This window comes from Roseivivax isoporae LMG 25204 (assembly GCF_000521865.1).
GTDB lineage: Bacteria > Pseudomonadota > Alphaproteobacteria > Rhodobacterales > Rhodobacteraceae > Roseivivax > Roseivivax isoporae.
Genome location: NZ_JAME01000013.1, coordinates 1 through 25,310, shown reverse-complemented (window position 1 = coordinate 25,310; position 25,310 = coordinate 1). Strand labels below are relative to the sequence as shown.

The window sequence follows — 25,310 nt, the reverse complement described above, 5'->3', positions numbered from 1 at the left end:
AAGGCGCTGTTGCCGGGATCGAACCCGATATGCGCCCGATCCGCAACGGTCACGACAGCCGAAGGGACCCGCAGACATGCCCGACAGCGCCGATCTCACCGCCTTCGCCCTCAACTGCTCGCTCCGCGGGAGCGGGTCGGAGGAGCCGAGTTCCACCGACCGGATGATCGCCGACCTGCTCGCCGAGCTTCGGCCGCATGGCGTCGAGGGCAGCGTGGCGCGGGCGGTCGACCACGATCTTGTCCCCGGCGTCCTGTCGGACATGGGGCCCGGGGACGGCTGGCCGGCCTTGCGCCGGCGTGTCCTCGACGCGGACATCTTCATCCTCGGAACCCCGATCTGGCTCGGAAACCCGTCGAGCGTCGCCCGTCGCGTCCTCGAACGGATGGACGGGTTCCTGTCCGAGGCCGATGACAGGAACCGCATGCCGCCCGCCGGCAAGGTCGCGCTCGTCGCGGTGGTCGGCAACGAGGACGGCGCCCATGCCTGTCACGCCGCCTGTTTCCAGGCGCTGAACGACGTGGGCTTCACCATCCCGGCCAATGCCGGGGTCTACTGGGTCGGCGAGGCGATGCAGCCGAGGAATTACGTGGACCTCGCGGAGCCGCCTGAGGCGTTGCGCTCGACCCTGAAGACGGCGTCCGCCCATGCCGTCCATGCGGCGCGGCTCCTGAAGCGCGATCGATATGCCGGCGTCCCGTCGGTGTCGTGAGACGGTCGGTGGCCGGAAGTGGCCGCCGGTCGCTAGAGCCGCGGCAGTGCGCCGGCCACCGGGCCGCCGGATGTCCGCGGGACCGCACTCGAGGTCGGAGGGTCGGTCCGGCTGCCGGGACGCAGGGCCGCGGGCGTGCATCCGAAGGCGCGGCCGAACTGCCGCGTCATGTGGGCCTGGTCGGAGAAGCCGCATCGGTGGGCGATCTCCTTGAGGCTCTCCGCGCCTTTCAGGAGATCGCGGGCCTGTGCCAGCCGCACCCCCTGCACATATGCATAGGGCGCGACACCGAAGGTGCGGTGGAAATAGCGCGCGAAGGTCCGCGGCGACATCTTCATCGTCCGAGCCATGTCGTCGAGGGTCAGGGTGCGGGACAGGTTCTCCGCGATGAAGGCTTGCAGGCACCTGCGTTCGGCAAGGCTGAACTCGCCGCGTGGCCGCTCCTCCCGCACGACCACGTTCGCGTAGCGCCGCAACAGGTGGATGACCAGCTGCTGCGCGACGGCATCGACGTAGAGGGTCGTGCCGACCGATCCGCCGGTCGTTTCGAGGTGAATGGCGTCGATGCACGCGTTAAGAACCGGATCCTCCGCGCGCAGGATGTCGGCGAGCGCGATGTCCTCGATCCGTCGTCCGGTCACGTCCTCGGCGATACGCGAGACGAGCCCCGGCTGCAGATAGACATGCGTGACCTCCACGTCCTCGGTCCAGTGCCAGTGGGAGATCTGCGACCGGGTCAGCAGCGACACCACGCCGGGCCCGCAGGTGGTCCTCGTCCAGTTCCCCGCGAAACGCCGCTCCATCGGGGTCACGCCCGACCGATAGCGGACGAGCATGAAGTCCCGCATCGCGGGAACTTCCACATCCTGTCCGTGATAGGCGTAGGACCGCAGGCCGACGCCATTCCAGTTCAGACCGTCACTCTGCGCGATGATCCGGCCCGGAACGAATTTCGGCAGGTCCTCGGGGGCGACAAGCTCCGCCACGACCTTCCTCCCTCGGGCGGCCTCCACTCCGCCCTCTGGCCCGAAGACTATCCGCGAGAAAGACTTCCAGCAATCAGGAGATGATCTGTCTTCAATCAAAGATTGTCGGGATCGTTCAAGCATCCGGCACCGATCGTTCAAGACAGCCACGGTCCTGTCTGCCGATACTCGGCCTCCCGGAAGAGGCGAGCATCCTCGCCGGGCGGGTTCTTCTTGTGGGAGGAAATCAGGATGGCGACCAAGACCGAGAACGGGTCGGGCAACGGCACGCACGAGACGGAAACGAAACTCGACGCGCTGGTCATCGGCGCCGGCGTCGCGGGCCTCTACCAGCTTCACCAGCTGCGTCGGCAGGGCCTCGACGTGCGCGCCTACGACAACGCGTCGGGCCCCGGCGGCACGTGGTTCTGGAACAGGTATCCCGGGGCGAAGTTCGACTCCGAAAGCTACATCTACCAGTACCTTTTCGACGAGGACCTCTACCGGAACTGGACGTGGAGCGAGCGTTTCCCGGGTCAGCCCGAGATCGAACGCTGGCTCAACTACGTCGCGGACGCGCTCGACCTCAGGAGGGACATCCAGTTCGAGACGACCATCGTCAGCGCGCACTGGAACGAGGATGCCCGGCGCTGGACCGTGAGAACCGACAGGGGCGAGGTGATCGACACCCAGTTCCTGATCACGTGCTGCGGCATGCTGTCGGCCCCGCTCGAGGACGTCTTTCCGGGCCACCAGGCGTTCAACGGCCAGATCTTCCACACCTCGCGCTGGCCGCACGAGGGCGTCGACCTCGCGGGCCGGCGCGTCGGTGTCGTCGGCATCGGGGCCACCGGCATCCAGGTCATCCAGACCATCGCGGACCAGGTCGGTCACCTGACCGTCTTTGCGCGCACGCCGCAATACGTCCTGCCGATGAAGAACCCCGCGTTCGAGAACGGCGGCGCCTCCTACAAGGCGCGGTTTCAGGAATTCCGCGAGGTCCTGCCGCGGACCTTCACCGGCTTCGAATACGATTTCGGCCCGACCTGGGCCGAGTTGTCGCCGGACGACCGTCGGCAGCGGCTGGAGGACATCCATGCCGACGGCTCGCTGAAGCTCTGGCTCGCGTCCTTCGCAGAAATCTTCTTCGACCCGGCGGTCAGCGAGGAGGTGTCGGAGTTCGTGCGCGGGAAGATGCGGATGCGCCTGAAGGACGACCGCCTCGCGGACATCCTGATCCCGAAGGATTACGGGTTCGGGACCCACCGGGTGCCGCTCGAGACCAACTATCTCGAGGTCTACCACCGCGACAATGTCGAGCTCGTCAACGTTCGCGAGACCCCCATCACGCGGGTCACCCCGGACGGAATCGAGCTGCGCGACGGGACGTCCTACGCTCTCGACGTCATCATCCTGGCGACGGGCTTCGACGCGGGAACCGGGGCGCTGACACGCATCGACATCCGCGGTCGGGACGGCCGGTCCCTGAAAGAGGAGTGGGGCCGGGACATCCGCACCATGATGGGGCTCCAGATCCATGGCTACCCCAACCTCTTCACCACGGCGGTACCGCTCGCCCCGTCCGCGGCGCTCTGCAACATGACGACGTGCCTGCAGCAGCAGACCGAGTGGATCAGCGACTGCATCGCACATGTCCGCGCGAAGGGCGCGAGGGTGATCGAGCCGACGGCCGAGGCCGAAGAGGCCTGGGTCCGGCATCACGACGCCACGGCGAACGCCACCCTGATCTCGAAGACCGACTCGTGGTATCTTGGCAGCAACGTCCCCGGAAAGCCCCGCCGGGTCCTGTCCTATACCGGCGGTGTCGGAACCTACCGGGCGAAGTGCGCCGAGGTTGCCGCGAATGGATACGACGGCTTCGCGATGCACTGAACCGGACGAGCCTACCAGCGCGACGATCGAGAAATCATGAGAAAGGGAGGAGTACCATGAATTCCGAAATCACCAATGCGGCCGACAAGATCCTGCAGCGCGTCACATCCGGCGAGCCCGCCGAACGTGTGCCCGGCGTCGTCGCGATGATCACCGACACCGCCACGAACACTTACGAGGGCGCGGCCGGCGTGCGCCACATGGGGTCCGGCGAACCGATGACGACCGACACCGTGTTCGCCATCTTCTCGACCACCAAGGCCATCGGCGGCACCGCCGTGATGCAATGCGTCGAGGAGGGGCTTCTCGATCTCGACGCGCCCGCCAAGGAATATGCGCCCGAGATCGGCGAACTGCAGGTGATCGAGGGCTTCGACGACGCCGGGAACCCGAAGCTGCGGCCACCCAAGACCGATGTCACGACGCGGATGCTCATGCTCCACACCGCGGGCTTCGGCTACGACTTCTTCAACGAGAACTATGCCCGGCTGGCGCGGGACCATTGCCAGCCCTCGGTGGTCACGGGAACCAAGGCCGCCATCAGGACGCCGCTGCTTTTCGATCCGGGCGAGAAATGGGAATACGGCTCGAACATCGACTGGGCCGGCCGGGTCGTCGAGGGCATCCGCGGCAAGCGGCTGTCGGAGGTGCTGAAGGAGCGCGTGTTCGCGCCTCTCGGCATCACCGACATGGCGTTCACGCGGACCGACGACATGAAGGCGCGCACGGCGACCACGCATGCCCGCGGTGCCGACGGCGGGCTCGCGCCGATGGACACCTTCGCCCTGCCCGACGACCCCGAAGTCGACATGGCGGGACACGGGCTCTACGCGTCGATCGGCGAATACATGAAGTTCATCCGCATGTGGCTGAACGACGGGATGGGCCCCCACGGCCGCGTGCTCCGGCCCGAGACTGTCGAGGCCGCCGTCAGGAACGGCCTTCGGAAGCACCAGCAGGTCGTCATGCTTCCGGGCGTGATCCCGTCGCTCTCGAACGACGCGGAATTCTTCCCGGGGTTGAAGAAGAGCTGGTCCTACACCTTCATGGTCAACGAGGAGGAGGCGCCGACCGGCCGTCCGGCGGGCGCCATCGGCTGGGCCGGGCTCGCCAACCTGTTCTACTGGATCGACCGCAAGAACGGGCATGGCGGGTTCTGGGCCACGCAGATCCTGCCCTTCGGCGACCCGGTCTCCTTCACCGGCTTCCTCGACTTCGAGACCGCCGTCTACCGGCATGCAAAGGCGGCAGCCGCCGCCTGAGGCCTCGTGCCCCAGGAGCGGACCGCGCCCGCGCGGTCCGCTCCCAGGGTGCCGGCAGTCCCGCCCGCGGCGCGCGTCAGGTCACGTGGCGGCCTCGCGGGGCACGGCCAGGGTATCCTCGGGGGTCCAGGACACCCAGACCTCCGAGCCGGGGGCCATCTCGGGCAGGTCGCGATCCCGTGCGACGAGCTTCCACGGCTCTCCGTCGACCCGCACGAGGCAGGTCGCCATGGCGCCCGCGAACACGCGCTGCTCGAGCCTCGCGGACAGGGCGTTGCCCGTGGCTGGGCGCCCGTCGGTGAGCGTCAGCGCCTCGGGGCGCACGGCAAAGCGGTGGCGGGTTCGGTCGCCGGGCAGCTGCAGGCCCTCGAGCGCCGCGTCCGGCAGCCAGTTCGCCTCGCCGAGGAAGGTGGCGGCAAAGGCGCTGTTCGGGTGGTCGTAAACCTCGCGCGGAGTGCCCGCCTGAACGATCCGTCCGTCCCGCAGGATGCCGATGCGGTCGGAGAGCGTCAGCGCTTCCTCCTGGTCGTGGGTGACGAAGATCGTGGTGATGCCGACCTCGCGCTGGATGCGCTTGAGCTCGATCTGCATGTCGACCCGCAGGGTCTTGTCCAGTGCCGACAAGGGCTCGTCGAGCAACAGGACCTTGGGCTGCGTCACGATGGCCCGGGCCAGCGCCACGCGCTGCCGCTGTCCGCCCGACAGCTGGTGCGGCATGCGACCCCCCTTGTCGCCGAGCTGCACGAGGTCGAGGGCCTCGGCCACGCGGCGGCGTTCCTCGGCCGCGCCCACCCGGCGCACGCGCAGCCCGAATCCCACGTTGTCTGCCACGGACATGTTCGGGAAGAGCGCGTAGCTCTGGAACATCATGCCGATGTCGCGCTTCTCGACCGGGACGGCCTCGACGTTGCGCGCGCCGATGCGGATGGTGCCCGTGTCCGGGAACGAGAACCCCGCGATGGTCCGCAGGAGCGTGGTCTTGCCCGATCCCGAGGGCCCGAGCAGCGCGAAGAAGCCGCCATCCTCGAAGGTGATCGACACGTCGTCCAGCGCGCGGGCCCGTCCGAAGGACTTGGTGATGTTGCGAACCTCGACCGATGACATCAGCGGCTGCCTCCGAAGCTGGATTTGCGGGTGGCGAGAAACATGATCCCCATGGATACCGTGATGATGATGGTGGAGATGGCATTGATCTCCGGGGTGAAGCCCTTGCGGATCGCCGTGTAGATCAGCACGGGCAGCGTGCTGTCGCCCGGTTCGGCGAGGAAGTAGCTCACCACGAACTGGTCGAAGCTGACGGCGAAGGCGAAGAGCGCGCCGGCCACGATGCCGGGGGCGATCCAGGGCAGGGTCACCCGCCGCAGCACGGTCCAGGCGTCGGCACCGAGGGCGCGCGCGGCCTCTTCCAGCGTGACGTCGAAGCTGCTGAGCCGCGCGCTGACGGTGACGATGACGTAGGGCAGCGCCAGCGCCACGTGGCCGATCAGCACCGCCGGCGTGCCGCGCCCAATGCCGATGGCGAAGAAGAAGATCAGCATCGCGGTTCCGGTGATGAGCCAGGGGATGGCGATCGGCGGAAAGAGCAGGACCTGCAGCACCCTCTTGCCGGGAAAGTCGTAGCGGAAGAGCGCGATCGACGCGGCCGTGCCGAGCGCCGTGGCAATGACCATGGTCGCAAGCGCGATGCCGACCGACCGCAGGCTCGCCTCGATGATCTGCGGATTCATCGCCATGTCCGCGTACCAGCGCGTCGAGAACTCGAACGGCAACTGGTAGAACGGCGAGGCGTTGAAGCTCATCGCCGCCATGACGAGGATCGGCGCGTAGAGAAAGACGAGGATCAGCGCCAGCCAGGCGCGACCGAGGAGCGGGAGCAGGGGGCGTCGCATGCGGGCTCTCCTCATGTCCGGGCCCGCCGCAGGATCGGGGTCGAGAGGCCGAGGATCAGCAATACGACCGCGAGGAGCACGAAGCTCAGCGCCGCGCCGAGCGGCCAGTTGTAGACCGCGACGAACTGGTCCTCGATCACCGTGCCGTAATAGGTCCCGTGGCGCCCGCCGAGGATCCGCGGCTCCATGAACGAGCCCACGACCGGCACGAAGACCAGCACCGCGCCCGCCAGGAGCCCCGGCAGCGACAGGGGCAGCAGCAGCCGGCGCAGGATGGTGAGCGTGCTGGCGCCCATCGACCGCGCGGCGTCGACGATGTCGTCGTCGATGGCCTGCAGCGCGAGATACGAGGTCAGGATGACGTAGGGCAGGTAGCTGTGCACGAGGCCGATCACCACCGCATGCGTGGTGAACATCAGGTTCAGGCGGATGTCCCACGGCAGCACCGCCTCGAGCCCGCGCTCCAGCACGCCGTTGCCCCGCAGCACGATCGCCCACGAGAAGATGCGCACCAGCGAATTCGACCAGAAGGGCAGGATGACCAGCAGGAACAGCGTTTCGCGCGCGCGGCCCTTGATGGTGCGGGCGAGGACGAGCGCGCAGGGATAGCCGATCAGGATGCAGAAGAAGGTGACGGTGACCCCGAGCTTGAGCGACTTCCACAGGAGGGTGGCGTAGACCTCGCTTTCGCCGAAGCTCAGGTAGTTCTCGAGCGTGAAGCCCCAGTCGGGCGCGTCCTGCGGCAGGTCGGTGAGGAAGCTGAAGAACAGCATCGCCGACAGCGGCAGAAAGACCGCGAGCGTCAGCCACAGGTAGGCCGGGCTCAGAAGCGTGACGAGGCGCCGCCTGTCCTCGGGCGCGGTGATCTCGGCCATGGGTGCCTCCCTCGGAGGGGCCCGCGCGCGGCGGGCCCGACATCATGCTTTCGGGATCTCCGGCGTGCGTTACTGGGACGCCTTCAGACCCTGCCAGACCTCGAGATACTTTTCGCGCGTCTCGTCATCGATCGGCGCCTGGAAGTGCACGCGGGCCGCGACCTCCGGATCGCCCAGAACCGCCTTGTTGAAGGCGTCGTCCGGTAGGGCGTCGGCGGCCTCGGCATTGGCCGAGGCGGGCGCGCCTTCGGCATCCCACTTCACGTAGAAGTCCGGGTCGATCATGTGGTCGATGAACTGGAGCGCGGCGTCCTTGTGTTCGGACGTGGCGGGGATCGACAGGCCGTCGAGCCAGCCCACGGCGCCTTCCTCGGGGATCACGAACTGCACCGGCAGTCCCAGCGCGGCGGAGCGGCTGGCCGAGCCCGACCAGTAGGTCGCGGCATCGAGTTCGCCTGCGGCCATGAACTGGTTCCAGTCGTTCTCGCTGCTCCAGAAGGTGCGCAGGTTCGGCAGCAGCTCCGCGATCTTTGCCGCGGCGGCGTCGAGATCCCGGATGTCGTTGATGTCCTGCCCGGTGGCCAGGGCACCGAGCTGCATCGCCTCGACCGCGTCGTCGCGGATCGACACGCGCCCTGCATGTGCCTCGTCCCAGAGCGCGAGGATCGAGGTCGGCGTGTCGTCCCACGCCTCGGTGTTGATCGCGAAGGAGGTGAGGCCCCAGGTCCACGGCACACCGTAAGTCTGGCCGTCGGCGTTGAGCTTGGGGTCCTCGGCAAAGCTTGCCGGAATGCCCGCGAAGTTCTCGAGCGTCGCGGTGTCGATCGGGCTGATCAGCTCTTCCGAGATCGCCTGCGGCGTGAAGGCCGCATTGATCATGACCACGTCGTAGGCGCCGGGATTGGTGCGCAGCTTGGTCAGCATCTCCTGTTCGGAGTTGAAGTACTCGTGCACGACCGTGTGGCCGGTCGCCTCGGCAAAGGCATCGACCGCCCAGTCGAGGTCGGTGCCGTAGCCCTGCCAGTTCAGCACGCGGATCTCGTCGGCAACGGCGCCACTGGCGGCAAGCGCGACGGCAGAGGTCAGAAGAAGGGTCTTCATCTCAGGTCTCCCTGTTGAGGTTTGGCCGTTGGCCGGCCTTGTGGTTGGGGTCGAGGATCGCCGTGACCGAGGCGCGGTCGGGGGGCGTGGCGGGACCCTTGTGCAGGGTCGACAATGCCGCCGCGACGTTGGCATAGCGGGCGGCCCGGAGCGCGTCGCCATGTCGGGCGAGCTCGGCGATGAAGCTGCCGATATGGGTGTCCCCCGCACCGTTCGTATCGACGGCAGCGACGGGGTGCGGGACGAGATGTGCGACCTGCCCGCCCCGGGCCATGAGGCAGCCATCGGCCCCCAGGCGGACCAGCGCGCCCTCACGATCCTTCGAGAGGGCCACCGCCGCGAGGCCCGGGTCGTCGATCGCGCTCAGGACCGCCGCCTCCGCGGCGTTGGCGCTGATCCAGTCGGCCCGTTTCACGGCCCGCGCCAGAAGCTCTTCGGGCAGCAGGTGCACGACCGGGGAGGGATCGAAGACGACCGCGATCTCGGCGGGCAGGGCTTCGACCCATGCCGTCAGGGCGCCGGCCGCCCCCGGGTAATGCAGCGAGTAGCCGGACAGGAGCACATGCGAGATGCCGTCGAGGGAAAGCCCTGCGAGCGCCCCGGCCGGGACATGGCCCTCGGCACCGGGCGCGGCGACGAAGGTCCTCTCGCCGTCGGGTTCCAGCAGCACCGTGCAGCAGCCCTGGTCCCGGTCCCCAAGGCGCGGCCGGGCAAGACCGATCCCGAGCCGCGCAAGGTCGGCGGCCACGCGGTCGGCCATGGGTCCGGTCCCAAGCGAGCCGCCGAGCACCACGCGCTGCCCCGCGGCGCGGGCCGCCGCCATCGCGTTGTAGCCACCGCCGGTCAGCATGGCGAAGTCCGTCACGTGGGCCTCCTGGCCGCGCGCGGGCAACGCCGCCACGCTGTAGACGAGATCGACCACCGGGGCCGACATCTGCATCAGCGCCCCCATCAGGCGGCGACCTTGCGCAGCGCCAGCAGGTCGGCGGCATGTCCGTCGAGGTCGAGCGCGTTGGCCGCGCGCAGCGCGGCGACGGCGTCGCCGGGCAGGGTCATGCCGAGCGCGCCGCCCATCGCCCCGGTGATCGCGCCGATTGTGTCGGTGTCGTCACCGATATTGGCCGCGACGCAGAGCGTTTCCCACAGCGGCAGGCCCATGCTGAGCAGACCGAAGGCGCAGGCGACACTTTCTCGGCTGGCGACCGAGGTGCCGATCCCCGAGACGAGGGCCTGCTCGCCGTCCCGCGCAAGCTCGACGGCCCGGAGGATCCGTCCCGCCATGTCCGGATCGCCCCGGGGGCGGCCGACGCGCTGCCCGTGGCGGGCGGCATCCAGCGCGCGGGGCAGCGCCGCGTCGAAGCCCGAGCCCGCGACGCCGCAGCTGACCGTCATGGCGACGGCCGAGGCCGCCGCGATGGCCTCTCCGGTATTGTGGGTCACGCGGCACGTCTCGACCACGCGGGCCACCAGCGGTTCGACCTCGGGCGCCACCGACAGGCCCACCGGAGCGATGCGCATGGCGGCGCCGTTCGTCGTGCCGTTGACGCCGGTCTCCTCCGGCGGCACGCCGTCGAGAAGCGCGGCGATGGCCGCCTTCGAGGAGGGGCCGAGGAGATCCGCGAGGCCCTTGGCCCGGATGCCGGCCTCCCAGTCGAGCAGGTCCTGCGCCCAGCCCTGCGCGTCGAACCCGTCGGGATCGCGCAGGAGGCGCCGCGACAGCAGCAGCGTCTGCTCGGTGTCGTCGGTGACCTGTCCCGCCGACAGACCGTGCGAGACGGGGTGCCCGTCGAACGGCGCGACGAAGCCGGTGATCCGTCCGTAATGCCGCGCGATGGCGCCGCGCGACAGCGTCTGCGCAGGCATTCCCAGCGCGTCGCCCGCGGCCAGTCCGAGGAGGCAGTTCCGTGCACGGGCCAGCGCCGTGGCGTTCATGGACTTTCCTTTCAGAACCGCATGTGAAGGCCGAACAGCTCCGGGTCGAGGAGGCTTTCGACGAATTCGACGGGCTGGCCCGCGGTATCGCGGGTCAGACGGCGCAGGCGGAGCATCGGCGTGGCTTCGGGAAGTCCCAGAAGCGCGGCGTCCTCGGCGCCGAGAGACGGCAGCACGTTCGCCCATTCCTCGCCCGAGGCGGGCACGAGGCCGCGCGCCGCGAGCGTGCGGTTCAGGGATCCGCCGTCGAGGCCGTCCTCGAGCAGGGCCGCGAACTCCGCGCGCCACGGCACGCGCGCGCGCTCGAGCGACATGCCTCTGCCGGTTTCCGTGCGAAAGCGCAGGCGGTCGACGGCGAGCATCTCGCCCGCGAGCGGCACGGGAACCTCGAGATCCATCCCGAGACGCGCGATGCGGAGGATCCGGGTCTCCATGCGGATGCCCGCCGACGACAGCGCCAGCGACCAGCCCGGCCCGCTGTCGATCACGTTCCCCGCATAGGTCACGAAGGATCCGATGCCCATCTTGGTCCGGATCAGGCCCTTTTCGGCCAGGATGCCCAGGCTCTTGCGCACGGTGGTGCGCGAGACGGCGAAACGGCTGACAAGACAGTTCTCGCTCGACAGCGCGGAGCCGTCCTGCAGCTGCCCGGACCGGATCTCGGCCTCGAGCAGGCTGGCGATGCGTTCCGACTTCGACTGGGCGGCGGGTTTGGTCATGTATGCTCCTGTCTGGTTCAGACTAGACAGGAGCATACAGGTTTGGCTAGTCCGAATTTCCGCGTGCAGCCGGGCTCCTTCGATGGCAGGCGCCGGGTCTCGGGCAGGCGGTGCGGCGGCCGAGGCGCGAACGCTAGGGCGGCGTGCCGTCCGGCTCGGGATCGCGGCCCGGCGCGCGATGTGCCTGGGTCATCCGGTGGCGCCCGCGGGGCAGCATCATCGGCCGCCCCGACGTCGGGTCCTCGATCACGACGCAGGACAGGCCGAACACCTGCTGCACGATCTCCTCGGTCAGCACCTCCGCGGGGGTGCCCGCGGCCCGGATCTGCCCGTCGCGCAGGGCGATCAGGTGATCGGCGTAGCGCGCGGCCAGGTTGAGGTCGTGCAGGACCATGACGACCGTGGTTCCGCGGCCGCGGTTCAGGTCCACGAGCAGGTCCAGCACCTCCACCTGGTGGGCGATGTCGAGAAAGGTCGTGGGCTCGTCGAGGAGCAGGATGTCGGTCTCCTGCGCCAGCGCCATGGCGATCCAGACGCGCTGCCGCTGGCCGCCCGACAGCTCGTCCACGGCACGCTCGGCGAGCTCGGCGGTGCGCGTCGCCGCGAGCGCATCGGCCACGGCCGCGTCGTCGGCGCGGGTCCAGCGCGACAGGAGGCCCTGGTGCGGATGCCTCCCGTGGCTCACGAGGTCGGCGACGGTGATGCCGTCGGGCGCGATCGGCGCCTGCGGCAACAGCCCGAGCCTCCGCGCGAGGTCCCGGGTGGGCATGTCCCGGACCGACCGGCCGTCGAGCACGACCTGCCCGCGCTCGGGGCGCAGGAGCCGCGACAGGCAGCGCAGGAGCGTGGACTTGCCGCACGCATTGGCCCCGACGATCGCGCTGATGCCGCCCGGCGGCAGCGCGAGGGTCAGGTCCTTCAGGATGGGGGTCGCGCCGTAGCCGGCGCGCAGGCCGAGCGCCTGCAGCGTCGGAGCGGTCATGCGTGGCCTCCCTGCCGGTTGGCGCGGACGATCAGGTAGAGGAGATAGGGCGCGCCGATGGCGCCGGTCACGACGCCCACGGGATAGCGCGCCGGCAGCAGGTGCTGACCGACGAAATCGCCGATCAGCACCAGGAGCGCGCCGATCAGCGCGGCCGTGCCGAGCGGCGCGCGGCCGGGGCCGGTCACGCGGGCGGCGACGGGCCCGGACAGGAAGGCGACGAAGGCGATGGGCCCGGTGACGGCGGTTGCGACCGCGATCAGCCCGACCGCGGCGAGGATCACCAGCGCCTTGTCCCGCAGGAGAGGGACGCCGAGCGCCGCGGCTGTGTCGTCGCTGAGGCGCATCGCCCCGATCTCGCGGCGCAGGCCCAGAAGCAGGCCGCCGAAGAGCCCGAGCGACAGCAGGACGGGCAGTGCCTGGTCGACCGTCGCGCCGTTCACGCTGCCGGTCAGCCAGCGCAGCGCCTCCTGCAGGGTCCAGGCGGGCGCGCGCGACAGGACCCAGGCGATGATGCTCTCGAGCATCGCGGAGATGCCGATGCCGATCAGGATCAGCCGCGCACCCGAGACCCGGTCGCGCCAGGCGAGGAGGTAGATCAGGAGCGCGACCGCGAGCCCGGCGAGCACTGCGGCGACCGAGACCGCCGCCCCGGTCCATCCCAGAAGCACGATGGCGACCACCGCGGCGGCGCTCGCCCCCGAGCTGATCCCGATGATGTCGGGGCTGGCAAGCGGATTGCGCAGCAGGGTCTGGAACACCACCCCGCCAAGGCCGAAGCTCATCCCCGCAAGCGTCGCGAGCACGGCCCGCGGCAGCCGCAGCTCGCGGACGGAAAAGCCCGCGCCCGGCACGTCGCCGCCGGTCAGCGCGCGGACCACGTCGAGGGGCGGCGTGACCGAGTGCCCGACGCTCAGGGTGAGGGTGATGCCGACCGCGAGGAGCCCGCCGATCAGCGCCGCGATCCGGCATCGCCCGCGGGACCGGGCGCGGCGGAGGGACGCGACGCGAGCCGCGAGCGGGGCAGGGGCGGTGAGGCTCACAGGTCCCGCACCCGCCGCTGCCGCACGATCCAGATGAACACCGGGGCGCCGACAAAGGCCGTGACGATGCCCACGTCCATCTCGGACGGGCGGGCCACGACGCGACCGAGGACGTCGGCGCAGAGGAGAAGGATCGCCCCCGTCAGCGCCGAGAACGGCAGGAGCCAGCGATGATCGACGCCGACGAGAAGCCGGCACAGATGCGGCACTACCAGCCCGACAAAGCCGATCGGCCCACAGATGGCCGTCGTGGCGCCGCAGAGCAGCACCGCGCCGAGCGCCGCGCCGGCCCGTGCCCGGTCCACGCGCGCGCCGAGGCCCGCCGCGGCCTCGTCGCCGAGGGCGAGCAGGTTCAGGCTGCGGGCCGAGGCGAGGCAGAGCATCAGGCCGGCCGCAAGGAACGGAAGGCAGGGCAGGATCGCGTCGTAGGTCGCGCCGCCGACACCGCCCACCTGCCACGACCGCACGCCGCCCGCGATGTCGTTGCGCGGCAGCATGACCGCGACGGTCAGGGACGAGGCGGCGATGCTCGTCGCGGCACCGGCGAGCGCGAGCTTCAGCGGGGTCGCGCCGCCGCGGCCCAGCGATCCCACGGCGTAGACGAAACACGCGGCGAGACCGGCGCCGAGGATCGCGGTCCAGAGGAACGCCTCGAGCCGCGCCATGCCGAACCACGCCATGCCGAGCACCACGGCCATCGCCGCGCCGGCGTTCACGCCGAGGATGCCCGGATCGGCGAGCGGGTTGCGCGTGACGCCCTGCATCACCGCGCCGGCCAGGCCCAGAGCGGCGCCCGCCAGCACGGCCATGACCGTTCGCGGCACGCGGACCGCCACCACGGAGTGCCCGAGCGTGTCGGTATGACCCCGCAGACCGCCCGCGATCTCGGCCCATCCGACGGAGCGCGTGCCGATGCCGACCGACAGGAGACATGCCGCCGCGAGCGCGCAGATCACCACGAAGAGCCAGGCCATGCGGGCGTGCCGCACGCCGCGAAGCCCCGCCTGCGGGGATCCGGGTGCGAGTGCCCCGCTCATTCCGCCGTGCGCGCCGCGTCCGCCAGCCGGGCCACGTATTCCTCGAGCACCCATTCGATCGACAGCGGCGTGGGTGTCGCGGCGGTGCCCGCGGGATCGTTGCCGAGCAGCACGACGCCGCCACCCGCGACCGCCTGCATCCGCGACGTCAGCGGATTCTCCCGGATCCGCGCGAGAAGGTCGGGGCCGCCGTAGGTCACGAGGATGTCGACATCCGCGAAATCGTCGATCCGCTCGGCGCTGATCTCGCCCGAGAACCGTCCCGGTTCGCTGGCGTCCCGGACGCTCCGGGGCAGGTCGAGCCCGAGATCCGCGAGAAACCGGGTGCGGGTGTCGTTGGCGGAGTAGAAGCGGATCACGCTCAGGTCGCGCGCGTCGAGGTGGGTCACGAACATGGCCGTCTTGTCCGCGAGCGCCGGGTGCGCGGCGGTGACCTCGGCGATGCGCGCCTCGATCCGGTCGATCAGCGCTGCGCCGTCCTCGGCCCGGCCGAGCCCCGCGGCGTTGAGCCGGATCATCTCGCGCCAGCCGGTCGCCCAGGCGCCGTCCGCGTGCGGAATGACCGGCGCGATCCGGCTCAGGATGTCGTAGTCCTGCCGGCTGAGACCGGAATAGGCCGCGAGAATGACGTCCGGGCGGCTGGCGGCGACCGCCTCGAAATCGATCCCGTCCCCCTCGTCGAAGAGCTGCGGCGCGGGCGCGCCGAGCTCCGCGAGCCGCTCCGCCACCCACGGCAGTACTCCGTCGCCGTCATCGTCGCCGAAATTGGCCCGCGCGAAGCCGACCGGGACGATGCCGAGCGCGAGCGGCACCTCGTGGTTCGCCCAGGCCACCGTCGCGACGCGGTCGGGCTGCCGCTCGATCGTGGTCGTCCCGAAGGAATGCTCGACAGTGACCGGAAAACCTTCGGCCGCCGGGCGGGTCGGCGAAACCAGGGCGAGAAGGGCCGCGACGGCCCCGAGGAATGCGACGCGCGACATGGTGGCGGCTCCTGATATCCGGCTCCGAAGACGTGGTGCGGCTTGGCTTTCCACCTCTCCCGGCGCCGGTCAAGACAACGGCGCCGCATTTCCATGTGTTTTTGTCAGGTTTCCAGAGAATCCGACAAAAACCGGCGGATCCTTCAATACGGCCGCGCCCGACCTGTGCCAGAGCGCGGGCAGCGGCGGCCCGGCAGGGACGCGCCGCGCACGGTCCGCGTGCCCGACCGCACGGACCGTGCCGGCACCAGCCAGCACAAGAAGCAAGAAGAGACCCTGGGGAACGAAGGATGAAATATCACGCCATGTCGCACCACGATCGGCCCTCAGTGCCGCGCGGTCTCCGCACCCGGCTCCTCGGCTGCAGCGCGCTCGTCTTCCTGCCCGCGGCCGTCGTCGCGCAGGAGGGCACGCTGGACGAGACCGGCGCCTACCGGCTGTCGCCGATCATCATCGACGCGGGCGCCGAGGCGGACGACGACGCGAACTCGGTGGTCGCGAGCGAACTCTGGACTGGCGGAAAGGTCGCGACCAGCATCCTCGACACGCCCGCCTCGGTGTCGGTGGTGACGCAGAAGGAGATCGAGCAGCGCAACGCGGACAAGGTCGAGGACGTGCTCGAATACACGTCGGGCATCATCACCGACTATTACGGCACAGACGACCGGAACGACTACTACCTCGTGCGCGGCTTCCAGGCGTCGACCTACCGCGACGGGCTGACGCTCGGCACCATGCGCGGCGTGCGGGAGGAGCCCTACGCCTACGAGCGGCTCGAGGTCATCAAGGGCGGCAACTCGACGCTGTTCGGCACGTCCGATCCGGGCGGGACCGTGAACTTCGTCAGCAAGTCCCCGCGCTTCGAGAGGTTCGGCGAGCTCTACGGCAGCTATGGCACGAACGAGCAGGCCGAGATCGGCTTCGATTTCGGCGACATCCTGAACGAGAGCGAGACGCTCGCTTACCGCGTGGTGGGCAAGGTGCAGGACGGAGAGCTGGAGTATCCGCATTCCCGCGACGATTCGCAGTTCTTCCTCGGCGCGGTCACCTGGGCTCCCACTGCCTATACCGAGCTGACCTTCAGCGCCGACTACCTCAAGCGCGACGGCACGCCCAACAGCGGGGGCTATCCGCTGGACCGGACCTACGACCGTGACGAGTTCTTCGGCGAGCCGAGCTTCAACTATCAGGACGTGGAACGGCTCACCCTCTCGACCGAGTTCCGCCACGAGTTCGAGAACGGCCTGAAGCTGCGCGCGAACCTGCGCTACAGCGACCTCACCGACGATTTCGGCTACGTCTACCTGTCCGACAACGCGGCGCGCACCGGATCTCTGGTCGACCGCTTCTATTTCGGCGGCGACAGCACGGCCGAGGAATGGATCGGCAACGCCATCCTGCAATACGACACGAGCTTCGGCGAGATCGACAGCAGCACGCTGGCCGGGATCGAGTTCCGCACCGCCTCGACCACCAGTTCCAGCTTCTACGGCGCCTACACGCCGATCGACGTGGAGGATCCGACCTATAGCGGACCGCCCACCGGCTACGCGCCCTACAGCGTGCAGGAGACCGACTACACGACGCGGTCGCTCTTCGCGCAGCAGAACCTGTCGTTCTCGGACCGGATCGTGGCGACCGCGGGCATCCGCCGCGACTGGCTCGAGATCGAGAACGTGGACCGGTCCACCGGCACCGCGGTCACCAGCGACGGCGACTTTGCCGAGACGTCCTACCGCGCCGCGCTGACCTACAAGATCACCGACGAGGCCTCGGCCTATGCGAGCTTCGTGCAATCGGTGGCGCCGCCCTCGATCGGCACCGAACCCGAGCGCGGCGAGCAGTACGAGGTCGGCCTGAAATATCAGCCCGCGGGCCGCAACGCGCTCTTCACCGCATCGATCTACGACCTGACCAAGAAGAACATCGTGGTGCCGGTGGTCCTGCCGAGCGGCGTGATCGAGCGGCAGACCATCGGCGAGTCGCGCGTGCGCGGGCTCGAGTTCGAGGCCAAGGCGGAGCTCACCGAGAACCTCACGCTCATCGGGTCCTATGCCTACCAGGATTCGGAGTTCGTGCGCGGCAGCGTCCGCGGCATGACGGTCGACGGCAACGAGTTCGCGACGGTGCCGAACCACCTGGCCTCGTTGTGGCTCACCTACGGCGTTCCGGGCGCCGGCGCGCGCGGCGACCTCGATCTCGCCCTGGGCGCCCGCTATGTGGGATCCTATGAATACGGGGCCTACAACGACACCGGTCGCAGCCCCGAGCAGACCTATCTCGACGCCGCGATGACCTACGAAATCGCCGAGGACACGCAGCTGCAGGTCAACGTGAGCAACCTGCTCGACCGGCAATACGTCGTGGGCCGCGGAACCGCCGACTACTACAACACCGGCCGCACGGTGAGCGTGGCGCTGCGGCGCACCTGGTGACGGGCGGGGCTCAGCCCCGGCGGCGGCGCCACGCCGCCGGGGTTTCGCCCACCACCTGCCGGAACGTCCGGGTGAGATGGGCCTGATCCGAGAAGCCGAGCCTGTCGGCCACGTCCGCGACGCCGAGCGAGGTGTCCGAGAGGAGCGCCCGGGCGTGCTCGATCCTGCGGGCCCGCTGCCACTGGTGCGGGGTCATGCCCGTGGTGTTCTTGAAGACCTGCGAGAACCAGCTTTCCGAGAGGTTCACCGCCGCGGCGAGGTGCGCCACGGGCAACCCGCGCCCTCCGCCCGCGTCGAACCGCTGGCACACCTTGCGCATCTGCGCCGCCGTCAGCCGCGCGCGCCGCGCCTCCTGCCCTTCCGCGCCGATGTCGAGGATCGCGGCGACAAGGCTGCCCGCGAGGCTCTGCGCGTAGAGGTCGGGACAGGAGGCCGCGTCAAGCTCGTCCACCAGCAGCCGCGCGATCACCTCGAGGGGCCCGGTGTCGTGCCGCTCCGCAGGCTGCGCGAGAAGCCGGAGCGCCGCGGCGCGGGACATCGCGCCCGACAGGACATCCACCGCCCAGCCGGCATCCATGTGAACGTCGAGATGCGAGAAGACGAGCGGCCGGGTGAACATGGTCTGCAATGCCATTCCGGCCGGCACGAAGATCGCCCGCGGCAGCGGGCGCGACGCCGTCCCCTCGAGCACCCGGATCGAGCTCACGTCGTCGAAGAACACGCTGATCCGGGGATTGGCCGAAACGTAGGAGCCGCGTCCGCCGGTCGCCCCTGCAGCCTCCCAGTAGGCGGGCAGGACGGTGTCGAACTGGTGCCACCGCACCGGCCCGATGCTGCGGATCTTCTCGGTCACACCTTCGAAATCATGGCGATAGCGCACGCGCAGCGCTCCGGATCGACACCTCGGATGGAATGGCTGCCGGGCGGCGCGCGGCCTCAAGGGCACGCGCCCGACGCCCGGTCCGGCTGGGTGACATATATGGATCGCGGTCCCGCGCTTGGCAAGGTGCCCGGACCGCGAGCCGAGCGATGCCGCGTCAGGGCAGGGCGTTCGCTTCCGCGATCAGGTCCACTCCCATCTGGGCGAAGAGGTCCATGTAGTCGAGCAGCACCCAGTTCTCGGCGATCCGCCCCTCGGCGCAGCGGTAGAAATCCATCACCCGCAGCGTCAGCGCGCGGGCGGTCGGAGCGACGCCCAGATAGGGGCCGCGATGGGTCATGGTCATGGAGGGCCAGCCGGACACCGCCGCGTAGTTCCCGTCGCCGATGCGGCAATAGTGGTTGCCGCCCTTGCGGTCGGGAAACGCGGTGAGGAACGCCGCGCGGTGGTCCTGCACGAAGCCGGACCAGCGGTAGTTCGATCCGATCCCGCCGGGGCCGTACCACAGCATGTCCTCGGCCCAGGTGCCGGTCGCCCCGGTCTGGTCGGCGCTGGCGAAGGTGCCGGGATCGAAGGCGTGCAGCGCCGACAGCATCCGTTCCACCACGTCGAGGCTCGCGGCGCCGTCGCCCTGCGTCGGGCACACGCCGTCATGCGTGGCGGGGCCGGGGAACAGCATCTCGGTGCCGAGCTCGCGCGGCAGGGGCATGCGGCCCGCCTGCCGCATCAGGTCCGGCAGGTCGAGGATGATGCGCGCCTCGACGATTCGTCCGTCCTCGACCCGGTAGAACTCGCCCGCTCTCAGGAATGCCAGGTGGCCCGACGGCCGCAGCCCGGCGAGCGGTCCGTGGAAGTTGCCGACATAGTGCGTGACGCTCGCCACCCAGTCGCCGCCGGTGTCGCGCCGGTTGGCGCCGCCGATGAAGATCTCGTCGCGCCGGTGCACGTGCGACAGCGCTGCGCGCAGCGGTCGCACGAACCCGTCGAGCACCGCGTCGCGGCCCTCAAGCGTCTCGAACGGCGCGGAAAGGTGGAAGCGGCACCCCTCGGAAAGCAATGCCCGGGCCTGCGCCTCGAGCGCGTCCTCGGGGGCACGGAAGAGGCCGCAAAGGCTGGAATGGAGGACGTCGCGGGCAGGGGACAGGGTCATGAAAGGCGGTCTCGGCTTTTTTGCACACGATTGCAAAAAACTCTTGCCACGCGGGGAGCGGTCTGTCTAGCCTCTTTGCAATCGTGTGCAACAGGGCCACCGCCCGTGCCGCCACAGGGAGAGGCTGATGGCCGAAATCGAGCTGCGCAACGTCTCGAAGCGATGGGGAAGCTTCGTCGGCGTCGACAGGTTCGACCTGACGATCGCCGACCGCGAGTTCCTGGTCCTGCTCGGCCCTTCGGGCTGCGGCAAGACCACGACGATGCGCATGATCGCCGGGCTCGAGGACGCGTCGGAAGGCGAGATCCGCATCGGCGGCAAGGTCGTGAACGACCTCGATCCCAAGGACCGCGACGTGGCGATGGTGTTCCAGTCCTACGGGCTCTATCCGCACCTGAACGTCTACGAGAACATCCGTTTTCCGCTCAAGGTCCGCAAGATCGACGAGGCGGTGCACGAGGAACGGGTGATGCGCGCCGCGCGCATGGTCGAGCTCGAGCCGTTCCTGCACCGCAAGCCCGCCGAACTGTCGGGCGGGCAGCGCCAGCGCGTGGCGCTCGCGCGCGCCATCGTGCGGCAGCCCAACGTCTTCCTGATGGACGAGCCGCTGTCGAACCTCGACGCCAAGCTGCGCGTCTCCACGCGGGCGCAGATCAAGAACCTGTCCCACGAGCTGCAGGTCACGACGGTCTACGTCACGCACGACCAGATCGAGGCGATGACGCTCGCCGACCGCGTCGTCGTGATGAAGCAGGGCGTCGTGCAGCAGGTCGGCACGCCCACGGAGATCTACGACCGGCCTGCCAATGTGTTCGTCGCGGGCTTCATCGGCTCGCCGGGCATGAACCTGCTCGAGGGGCAGGTCTCCGGCAGCAGCTTCACCTGCGACAACGTGCACATCGACGGTGTCGAGGCGCCGTCCGGCCGGGTGACGCTGGGCTTCCGGGCCGAGGACGCGCGGCTCGCGCAGCCTGGCGAGACCGGGCAGATCACGGCGCCGCTCTACACGATCGAGCTGCTGGGCGACGCGACCATGCTGACGGTCCGGGCCGGCGGCGGGCTCGTGTCGGTCAAGGCGCCGAAGGATGTCCGCGCCGAGATCGGCGACCGGGTGTCCTTCGTGGTACCGCCGGCGATCTGCCACCTTTTCGACGCGACCACCGAGGCACGCCTCGATGGACGCTGACGTGATGACGACCGGGGCCGCAGAAGTCCCGGCCCACCGCTCCGACGCAAGCTTCAGACCGGGTCGCCGGGACAGTCGGCCCGACACAGAGACAGGGAAACCCTCCATGATCAGGATCACGGCCCTTGCCGCCGCCGGCGCGGTCTCGCTTCTGGGAAGCGCGGCCCATGCCGAATGCAGTTTCGAGAACGACACCCCCGTCAGCCTCCTGTCCGCCGGGTTCGAGGCGTGGAAGGCGGTGTCGGACGCCATGGCCGAGTGCGGCAACTTCCAGGCCGAGCTCGACCAGGAGTTCCGCACCAAGCAGCCTGCGGCCTTCGCCGCCAATCCGTCGCTCTACGCGCTCGGCGGCGTCGCGAACGGCACGATCACGCCGCTCGTCAACGAGGGCACGATCCGGCCGCTCGACGATCTCGTGGCCGAACACGGCCAGCACCTGAACGAGAACCAGCTGATCCGCATCGACGGCCAGGTCATGGCCATCGGCATGATGGTGAACACGCAGCACCTGATGTACCGGGCCGACATCTTCGAGGACCTGGGCCTCGAGGTTCCCGAGACTTGGGACGAGGTGCTCGAGGCCGCTGCGGCGATCCGGGAGGCGGGCGTCGTCGACTACCCGCTCGGCGCCACGATGCAGACCGGTTGGAACCTGGGCCAGGACTTCGTGAACATGTTCTACGGCTTCGGCGGAGAATTCGTCGACGCGCAGAACATGCCGACGCTGAACAGCGAGGCCGGGGTCAACGCGCTCCAGATGATGAAGGCGATGACCGAGTTCATGGATCCCGAATACCTGGTGTCCGACTCGACCTACGTGCAGCAGCAGTTCCAGCAGGGCCGGATCGCCATGGCCAACCTCTGGGGCAGCCGCGCCGGCGCCATGGACAACGAGGCGGAATCGGACGTGGTGGGCCTTGTCGAGAGCGCCGCGGCGCCGAAGGCCACGGAAGACGGTCCGCCCGCCACCACGATCTGGTGGGACGGCGTCGTCGTGGCTCAGAACATCCCGGACGAGACCGCCGAGGCCGCGTTCCGCGTCGCGATGGAGGGTCTCGACCAGGAGATGGTCGAGAACAACAACGATGCCGCGGTCTGGCTGATCCCGGGCTACGAGCCGACGCGGCTCGCCCAGGGTGCCATCGCCACCCTGCAGGCCCAGCCGAACGCACGCGCCTATCCCTCGACGACCGCGATGGGGCTCATGCACACCGCGCTCGGCAACGGCGTCGCGGCGTTCCTGACCGGCGACAAGACCGCCGAGCAGACGCTCGAGGACATCGAGGCCGAGTACCTGACCGCCGCCCGAGAGGCCGGCCTCGTCGACGGCTGAGCGACCGTAGCTCCCGGGGCGGCGCCACGCGCCGCCCGTTCCCCGTCCGCAGCGCACAGGAGACCGCACGCATGAAGCCCCGTGTCTTCGCCGCCTTCGTGGCGCCGTCCCTCCTGATGATGCTGATCTTCATCGCCGCGCCGCTCGTTTCGGTCTTCGGACAGAGCTTCTACGTCACGCAGCCGGTCTACGAGCAGGTGGAGGTCGAAACCTGCACGCCGGGCTTTCCCACCGCGAACTGCGTGACCGAGACGAAGAGCCAGCCGGTCTTCGACGCGGAGGGCCGCATCGAGACGCGGACCATCTTCGTCGGGCTCGACAGCTATCGCAACCTGCTGCAGCTCGACCGGGTGGGCGGCTACCTCGCCTCCGGCGACTGGGGCGCGATCCTGAACGTCGACTTCTGGGCCGCCCTGCGCTTCACCCTGATGTTCACGCTGATCACGCTGCCCATCGTGCTTGTCCTCGGCCTGACCATCGCGCTTGCCGTCAACAACGCGGTCAAGGCGATCCGCGGCCCGGTGATCTTCATGTCGCTCCTGCCGTTCATCATCACGCCCGTGATCGGCGCGCTGTCGATCCGCTGGCTCTTCATCGGGGACGGCATCCTGACCGTGGCGCTCGAGCAGCTGCTCGACCGCGACATCGCCATGTTCGCCCAAGGCTGGACGATCGAGCTGATGATGTACTTCTACCGCGTCTGGCACGTCGCGCCCTTCGCCTTCGTCATCTTCTACGCGGGTCTGCAGACGGTGAACCAGGACACCCTCGAATCGGCGATCGTGGACGGCGCGAACCGCTGGCAGCGGCTGAAATTCGTGGTGATCCCGCATCTCGGGCCGCTCATCACCTTCGTCGCCCTCATCCACCTGATGGACGCCTACCGGGTGTTCGAGGAGATCGTGGGCTTTTCCTCGCAGAGCCACGTCATCTCGCTGCAATGGCTGACCTACGACTTCCTGCAGCCCGACGACGCCGGCAACCGTGCGATCTCGCGGGCATCCGCGTCGGCGATGCTGACCATGATCGGGATCGTGATCCTGCTGATCGCGCCGGTGCGCCGGGCATGGCGCGAACACAAGGGAGTGCGCTGATGGCCACGAACACCCTGCGCCAGCCGCTGTCGCTGCGCCTCGCCTCGGGCACGTTCCTCGCGGTCTGGTGCCTGCTGGCGATCTTCCCCATCGCCTGGATCGCGGTCATGTCCATCAAGACGCCGGTCGACGCCTTCGCCGGCAGCTTCGTGGCGGTGCTGACGGGGCCGGCGACCCGCGCGGGCGGGCAGGGGCTGTCGGTCCTCGACCTCGTGCTCGGCGGCGCGGTGGTGATCGCGCTGACACGCTGGGCCTTCACCGGCCTTCCGGGCATCGTGCGGCGCGCCACGCCCGCGGGCTGGATCGCGCTCGGCTGGATCGTGGCGGCGCTGCTCTACCTCGCGCTCTTCGGCCTCGTGGTGCTGGGGGTGCTGCCGCAGCTCCTCGACGCGCTCGACGCGGTGGCCGGGCCGCTCGGCGTGCCGGTGATCGGCGCCACCTTCGAACATTACTACGCCGTCTGGGTCGAGAACGCGTTCTGGCGCAACTTCGTCAACTCGCTGATCGTGACGGCAGGCGTCGTCACCGTGTCGCTCTTCGTCGGCACGCTCGCGGGCTACGCGCTCGCGCGCTCACCCTCGAACCTCGCCTTCTGGCTGCTGATCGCGGCGCTGATCTTCCGGGCGCTGCCGCATTCGGTCCTGGTCGCGGGGTACCTGCCGGTCTTCATCAACTCGTCGGACTGGCTGGCGCCGATCTTCGGCGAGGCGGCGCCCACGCTCTACGGCAAGCCCTATGCGGTGATCGCCGTGCTGGTCGCGATCAACCAGCCCTTCACCATCTGGATGCTGCGGTCGTTCTTCCAGAACATCCCGACCGAACTCGACGAGGCCGCGCGCGTCGACGGCTGCACCCATTTCCAGGCCTTCCGGCAGGTGATCATGCCGGTGATGTGGCCGGGGGTCATCACCACGGGCCTGTTCAGCTTCCTGCTGGCCTACAACGACTTCCTCGTCACCTCGCTGCTGCTCGACGCCCAGAACCAGACCATGGTCCCGGCCATCGCGAGCTACTTCAACCGCGAGACCACGACGACCGACCAGGTCGAGGCGATCGCCGCCGCGGTCTCGATCACCGCGCCGCTCTTCATCCTCGTCATGGTGTTCCAGCGCCAGATCGTCAGCGGCCTGACCGCGGGGGCGGTGAAGGGATGAGAGCCGTGCCCGACATCACGATGCGTCGCACCCCCGCGGGCGTCGTCCCGCCGGGCCTGGCGCCCGGCCTGCCGAAGCTCACTCTGGATCAAGGAGGCTGACATGCCTGGAGCCCGTCCCGAACAGGCCGTTCTCACCCGCGACACCGACATGACCCGGACCGAGGACACCCGCCGGGTGATCGAGGGCATGGTCGACGGCCTGAACGACCACCGCATCGACGACATCGGCGAGTATTTCGCGCCGGGGTTCCGCTGGCTGGGCAACCAGGGTTGCGGCACCAAGCACGGCCTGGCCGAGTTCCAGGAGAACTGGCAGCGGCCGTTCCAGGCGGCGTTCTCGGACAAGGTCTGCATCGACGAGGCGCGGCTTTTCATGGGCGAATGGGCCGCCGCCTTCGGCCGGCAGGAGGCCACCCATTCCGGCCCGTTCATGGGGCTCGCCCCCACCGGCAAGCGGGTCGAGATCCGCTACATGGATTTCTGGAAGGTCGAGGACGGGCGCGTCACCGACAACTGGGTGATGGTCGACTTTCCGCACGTGCTGGCCCAGCTCGGCCACGACGTCTTCGGCGGCGAAGGCTGGGAGGCCTTCGACCGCGGCGAGAAGACGCCGCCCCGTCCCGAACCCGCAGCAGCGAAGGGAGAGAGCGCATGAGCATCCGGTATCTCAAGCGTGGCAAGTCCGA

Annotated in this window: 23 protein-coding genes; 9 read left to right on the top strand and 14 right to left on the bottom strand. The window is 69.2% G+C overall.

Translation table 11 applies throughout. The annotated features are described in order from the left end of the window. The first annotated feature begins 76 nt into the window (after positions 1-76). Complete coding sequence (locus tag RISW2_RS09945; protein ID WP_043769925.1) at positions 77-712, top strand: flavodoxin family protein; 636 nt, start codon at positions 77-79, stop codon at positions 710-712. Positions 713-744: 32 nt separating this feature from the next. Here RISW2_RS09945 and RISW2_RS09940 read toward each other — a convergent pair whose 3' ends face one another. After that, positions 745-1,698 carry a helix-turn-helix domain-containing protein gene (locus tag RISW2_RS09940; protein ID WP_084615322.1) on the bottom strand — a complete coding sequence of 318 codons (954 nt, stop codon included), beginning with the start codon at positions 1,696-1,698 and terminating at the stop codon, positions 745-747. 231 nt (positions 1,699-1,929) lie between these two features. On the opposite strand from RISW2_RS09940, the gene RISW2_RS09935 reads away from it, so the two are divergent. Together RISW2_RS09935 and acmB are read left to right on the top strand one after the other, a co-directional pair. Continuing rightward, a complete protein-coding gene (locus RISW2_RS09935; RefSeq protein ID WP_051491915.1) occupies positions 1,930-3,570 on the top strand; it encodes a flavin-containing monooxygenase in 1,641 nt (546 codons plus the stop codon). A gap of 56 nt (positions 3,571-3,626) precedes the next feature. Further along, positions 3,627-4,832, top strand: coding sequence for a methyl acetate hydrolase AcmB (acmB, locus tag RISW2_RS09930; protein ID WP_043769922.1), 1,206 nt, complete (start codon positions 3,627-3,629; stop codon positions 4,830-4,832). 81 nt (positions 4,833-4,913) lie between these two features. Here the strand turns inward: acmB and RISW2_RS09925 are convergent, their stop codons facing one another. The 11 genes from RISW2_RS09925 to RISW2_RS09875 form a co-directional block, all read right to left on the bottom strand. Further along, positions 4,914-5,936, bottom strand: coding sequence for an ABC transporter ATP-binding protein (locus tag RISW2_RS09925; RefSeq protein WP_043769919.1), 1,023 nt, complete (start codon positions 5,934-5,936; stop codon positions 4,914-4,916). Beyond that, positions 5,936-6,721, bottom strand: a complete 786-nt coding sequence (locus RISW2_RS09920) for an ABC transporter permease (RefSeq protein ID WP_043769915.1) — start codon at positions 6,719-6,721, stop codon at positions 5,936-5,938. Before RISW2_RS09920 ends, RISW2_RS09925 begins: the two co-directional genes overlap by 1 nt. Positions 6,722-6,732: 11 nt before the next feature. After that, entirely contained in the window at positions 6,733-7,596 is an 864-nt protein-coding gene (locus tag RISW2_RS09915) for an ABC transporter permease (RefSeq protein WP_043769913.1), read from the bottom strand. A gap of 69 nt (positions 7,597-7,665) precedes the next feature. Beyond that, positions 7,666-8,697 (bottom strand): ABC transporter substrate-binding protein, encoded by a 1,032-nt coding sequence (locus RISW2_RS09910; protein WP_043769909.1) that lies wholly within the window; start codon positions 8,695-8,697, stop codon positions 7,666-7,668. Between the two features lies 1 nt (position 8,698). Continuing rightward, positions 8,699-9,649, bottom strand: coding sequence for a PfkB family carbohydrate kinase (locus RISW2_RS09905; RefSeq protein WP_051491914.1), 951 nt, complete (start codon positions 9,647-9,649; stop codon positions 8,699-8,701). Next, positions 9,649-10,629: an ADP-ribosylglycohydrolase family protein gene (locus RISW2_RS09900; protein WP_043769903.1), complete on the bottom strand. Its 981-nt coding sequence runs from the start codon at positions 10,627-10,629 to the stop codon at positions 9,649-9,651. Before RISW2_RS09900 ends, RISW2_RS09905 begins: the two co-directional genes overlap by 1 nt. A gap of 11 nt (positions 10,630-10,640) precedes the next feature. Beyond that, entirely contained in the window at positions 10,641-11,348 is a 708-nt protein-coding gene (locus tag RISW2_RS09895) for a GntR family transcriptional regulator (RefSeq protein WP_043769899.1), read from the bottom strand. 133 nt (positions 11,349-11,481) lie between these two features. Beyond that, positions 11,482-12,330 (bottom strand): ABC transporter ATP-binding protein, encoded by an 849-nt coding sequence (locus RISW2_RS09890; protein ID WP_043769897.1) that lies wholly within the window; start codon positions 12,328-12,330, stop codon positions 11,482-11,484. Next, positions 12,327-13,373, bottom strand: a complete 1,047-nt coding sequence (locus tag RISW2_RS09885; protein ID WP_043769894.1) for a FecCD family ABC transporter permease — start codon at positions 13,371-13,373, stop codon at positions 12,327-12,329. The genes RISW2_RS09890 and RISW2_RS09885 overlap by 4 nt, the downstream gene beginning before the upstream one ends. After that, a complete protein-coding gene (locus RISW2_RS09880) occupies positions 13,370-14,347 on the bottom strand; it encodes a FecCD family ABC transporter permease (protein WP_051491913.1) in 978 nt (325 codons plus the stop codon). The genes RISW2_RS09885 and RISW2_RS09880 overlap by 4 nt, the downstream gene beginning before the upstream one ends. A gap of 59 nt (positions 14,348-14,406) precedes the next feature. Further along, positions 14,407-15,390, bottom strand: a complete 984-nt coding sequence (locus RISW2_RS09875; RefSeq protein WP_043769891.1) for an iron-siderophore ABC transporter substrate-binding protein — start codon at positions 15,388-15,390, stop codon at positions 14,407-14,409. Between the two features lie 290 nt (positions 15,391-15,680). Between RISW2_RS09875 and RISW2_RS09870 the strand changes: the two genes are divergently transcribed. Continuing rightward, a complete protein-coding gene (locus RISW2_RS09870; RefSeq protein WP_162164317.1) occupies positions 15,681-17,825 on the top strand; it encodes a TonB-dependent siderophore receptor in 2,145 nt (714 codons plus the stop codon). 10 nt (positions 17,826-17,835) lie between these two features. Here the strand turns inward: RISW2_RS09870 and RISW2_RS09865 are convergent, their stop codons facing one another. Both RISW2_RS09865 and RISW2_RS09860 read right to left on the bottom strand, forming a co-directional pair. Beyond that, a complete protein-coding gene (locus tag RISW2_RS09865) occupies positions 17,836-18,705 on the bottom strand; it encodes a helix-turn-helix transcriptional regulator (RefSeq protein ID WP_043769887.1) in 870 nt (289 codons plus the stop codon). 157 nt (positions 18,706-18,862) lie between these two features. Then, a complete protein-coding gene (locus RISW2_RS09860) occupies positions 18,863-19,855 on the bottom strand; it encodes an ester cyclase (protein WP_051491911.1) in 993 nt (330 codons plus the stop codon). Between the two features lie 127 nt (positions 19,856-19,982). Here RISW2_RS09860 and RISW2_RS09855 point away from each other — a divergent pair, with 127 nt between their 5' ends. From RISW2_RS09855 to RISW2_RS09835, 5 genes are all read left to right on the top strand, one after another. Then, positions 19,983-21,041 carry an ABC transporter ATP-binding protein gene (locus tag RISW2_RS09855; protein WP_043769883.1) on the top strand — a complete coding sequence of 353 codons (1,059 nt, stop codon included), beginning with the start codon at positions 19,983-19,985 and terminating at the stop codon, positions 21,039-21,041. A gap of 106 nt (positions 21,042-21,147) precedes the next feature. Next, the gene (locus tag RISW2_RS09850; protein WP_244437541.1) at positions 21,148-22,374 is read left to right on the top strand and encodes an ABC transporter substrate-binding protein; all 1,227 of its coding nucleotides are present in this window, start codon (positions 21,148-21,150) and stop codon (positions 22,372-22,374) included. A 71-nt stretch (positions 22,375-22,445) separates the two neighbouring features. Next, entirely contained in the window at positions 22,446-23,468 is a 1,023-nt protein-coding gene (locus RISW2_RS09845; RefSeq protein WP_043769878.1) for a carbohydrate ABC transporter permease, read from the top strand. Then, on the top strand, positions 23,468-24,622 hold the full coding sequence (locus RISW2_RS09840; protein WP_043769875.1) for a carbohydrate ABC transporter permease: 1,155 nt from the start codon (positions 23,468-23,470) through the stop codon (positions 24,620-24,622). Before RISW2_RS09845 ends, RISW2_RS09840 begins: the two co-directional genes overlap by 1 nt. A 102-nt stretch (positions 24,623-24,724) precedes the next feature. Beyond that, positions 24,725-25,279 carry an ester cyclase gene (locus RISW2_RS09835; RefSeq protein ID WP_043769871.1) on the top strand — a complete coding sequence of 185 codons (555 nt, stop codon included), beginning with the start codon at positions 24,725-24,727 and terminating at the stop codon, positions 25,277-25,279. The last annotated feature ends 31 nt before the right edge of the window (positions 25,280-25,310 follow it).

Coding starts and splice junctions, on each gene's coding strand:
- RISW2_RS09835 (WP_043769871.1), top strand. CDS start 24,725: ATGCCTGGAGCCCGTCCCGAACAGGCCGTTCTCACCCGCGACACCGAC.
- RISW2_RS09945 (WP_043769925.1), top strand. CDS start 77: ATGCCCGACAGCGCCGATCTCACCGCCTTCGCCCTCAACTGCTCGCTC.
- RISW2_RS09850 (WP_244437541.1), top strand. CDS start 21,148: ATGATCAGGATCACGGCCCTTGCCGCCGCCGGCGCGGTCTCGCTTCTG.
- RISW2_RS09900 (WP_043769903.1), bottom strand. CDS start 10,629: ATGAACGCCACGGCGCTGGCCCGTGCACGGAACTGCCTCCTCGGACTG.
- RISW2_RS09855 (WP_043769883.1), top strand. CDS start 19,983: ATGGCCGAAATCGAGCTGCGCAACGTCTCGAAGCGATGGGGAAGCTTC.
- RISW2_RS09910 (WP_043769909.1), bottom strand. CDS start 8,697: ATGAAGACCCTTCTTCTGACCTCTGCCGTCGCGCTTGCCGCCAGTGGC.
- RISW2_RS09875 (WP_043769891.1), bottom strand. CDS start 15,390: ATGTCGCGCGTCGCATTCCTCGGGGCCGTCGCGGCCCTTCTCGCCCTG.
- RISW2_RS09915 (WP_043769913.1), bottom strand. CDS start 7,596: ATGGCCGAGATCACCGCGCCCGAGGACAGGCGGCGCCTCGTCACGCTT.
- RISW2_RS09840 (WP_043769875.1), top strand. CDS start 23,468: ATGGCCACGAACACCCTGCGCCAGCCGCTGTCGCTGCGCCTCGCCTCG.
- RISW2_RS09905 (WP_051491914.1), bottom strand. CDS start 9,649: ATGGGGGCGCTGATGCAGATGTCGGCCCCGGTGGTCGATCTCGTCTAC.
- RISW2_RS09870 (WP_162164317.1), top strand. CDS start 15,681: ATGAAATATCACGCCATGTCGCACCACGATCGGCCCTCAGTGCCGCGC.
- RISW2_RS09890 (WP_043769897.1), bottom strand. CDS start 12,330: ATGACCGCTCCGACGCTGCAGGCGCTCGGCCTGCGCGCCGGCTACGGC.
- RISW2_RS09860 (WP_051491911.1), bottom strand. CDS start 19,855: ATGACCCTGTCCCCTGCCCGCGACGTCCTCCATTCCAGCCTTTGCGGC.
- RISW2_RS09880 (WP_051491913.1), bottom strand. CDS start 14,347: ATGGCCTGGCTCTTCGTGGTGATCTGCGCGCTCGCGGCGGCATGTCTC.
- RISW2_RS09920 (WP_043769915.1), bottom strand. CDS start 6,721: ATGCGACGCCCCCTGCTCCCGCTCCTCGGTCGCGCCTGGCTGGCGCTG.
- RISW2_RS09925 (WP_043769919.1), bottom strand. CDS start 5,936: ATGTCATCGGTCGAGGTTCGCAACATCACCAAGTCCTTCGGACGGGCC.
- acmB (WP_043769922.1), top strand. CDS start 3,627: ATGAATTCCGAAATCACCAATGCGGCCGACAAGATCCTGCAGCGCGTC.
- RISW2_RS09895 (WP_043769899.1), bottom strand. CDS start 11,348: ATGACCAAACCCGCCGCCCAGTCGAAGTCGGAACGCATCGCCAGCCTG.
- RISW2_RS09935 (WP_051491915.1), top strand. CDS start 1,930: ATGGCGACCAAGACCGAGAACGGGTCGGGCAACGGCACGCACGAGACG.
- RISW2_RS09845 (WP_043769878.1), top strand. CDS start 22,446: ATGAAGCCCCGTGTCTTCGCCGCCTTCGTGGCGCCGTCCCTCCTGATG.